Raw genomic sequence first — 1,154 nt, forward strand, 5'->3', positions numbered from 1 at the left:
GTCCGACATCTTCTTGCCCGGGAAAACGCGACCCGGGGTCTGGCGCTGGCCCAGCGAACCCGGCGCGCGATGCGACAGCGAGTTACCGTGGGTTGCATCGCCCATACGGAAGTTGTGGCGCTTGATGGTGCCCTGGAAGCCCTTACCCTTGGTGACACCCTGGACGTCGACGATCTGGCCGACTTCGAAGATGTCCGCCTTGACTTCGCCGCCAACGGCGAAATCGCCGAGCTGCGCGTCTTCAACACGGAATTCCCACAGGCCACGACCCGCTTCCACCTTCGCCTTGGCGAAGTGGCCGGCTTCCGGCTTGTTGACCAGGGCAGCGCGACGCGCGCCGACGGTCACCTGCACGGCGCTGTAGCCGTCGGTTTCGACGGTCTTGATCTGCGCGATGCGGTTCGGGGTTGCTTCGATCAGGGTCACCGGGATGGAGCGGCCATCTTCAGTGAACACGCGGCTCATGCCAGCCTTGCGGCCCACGAAGCCCAACGAATACTTCTTCGTCATGGTCGTAGTCCTCAGGTCAGCTTGATCTGAACGTCGACGCCGGCAGCCAGTTCGAGCTTCATCAGCGCGTCCACGGTCTTGTCATTCGGGTCAACGATATCGAGCACGCGCTTGTGCGTGCGGGTCTCGTACTGGTCACGCGCGTCCTTGTCGACGTGCGGGGAAACGAGAACGGTGTAACGCTCGATCTTGGTCGGCAGCGGGATCGGGCCACGCACTTGCGCGCCGGTCCGCTTTGCCGTTTCAACGATCTCGCTGGCCGAACGGTCGATCAGACGATGATCGAACGCTTTCAGCCGGATCCGGATCTTTTGGTCCGCCATGGCGGTAGGTTCCTTCGTTAAAAGAGCGACAGACAAAGCCTCTGGGTTGCTTTGCCCCATGAAATTCCTGAATACGGACGGCCCACACTCCTGCAGGCCGACAAGGTCACTCCATAGACCTCAAAAACGTAGGCAGACCCGTCCCCAGGCCTGCCCAGACGTAGAAGCATAATGGCACGCAAGGCAGCTGTCAACAGTCGCCTGTTGACGCCGCCTGAATGGCATTGACCCTTCCTGGTCCGGGGAACACAAGGCACATCCTGTGCCTGCTTTCCCATTTGATACGCCCCGATGCCCTACCCAGGCAACATCGGGGCGCAG

The 1,154-nt window shown here is 61.4% G+C and carries 2 protein-coding genes; both read right to left on the reverse strand.

All coding sequences use genetic code 11. The annotated features are described in order from the left end of the window. Positions 1–510: 50S ribosomal protein L3 (gene rplC, locus CJP72_RS25000; RefSeq protein ID WP_162383906.1), on the reverse strand; the 510-nt coding region annotated here is incomplete at its 3' end. Between the two features lie 11 nt (positions 511–521). Beyond that, positions 522–833, reverse strand: a complete 312-nt coding sequence (rpsJ, locus tag CJP72_RS25005; protein ID WP_005408208.1) for a 30S ribosomal protein S10 — start codon at positions 831–833, stop codon at positions 522–524. Positions 834–1,154 lie beyond the last annotated feature (321 nt).

The sequence above is a fragment of the Citrobacter sp. NCU1 genome (assembly GCF_010231475.1).
In the GTDB taxonomy this organism is placed as follows: domain Bacteria; phylum Pseudomonadota; class Gammaproteobacteria; order Enterobacterales; family Enterobacteriaceae; genus Citrobacter_D.

Coding starts and splice junctions, on each gene's coding strand:
- rpsJ (WP_005408208.1), bottom strand. CDS start 833: ATGGCGGACCAAAAGATCCGGATCCGGCTGAAAGCGTTCGATCATCGT.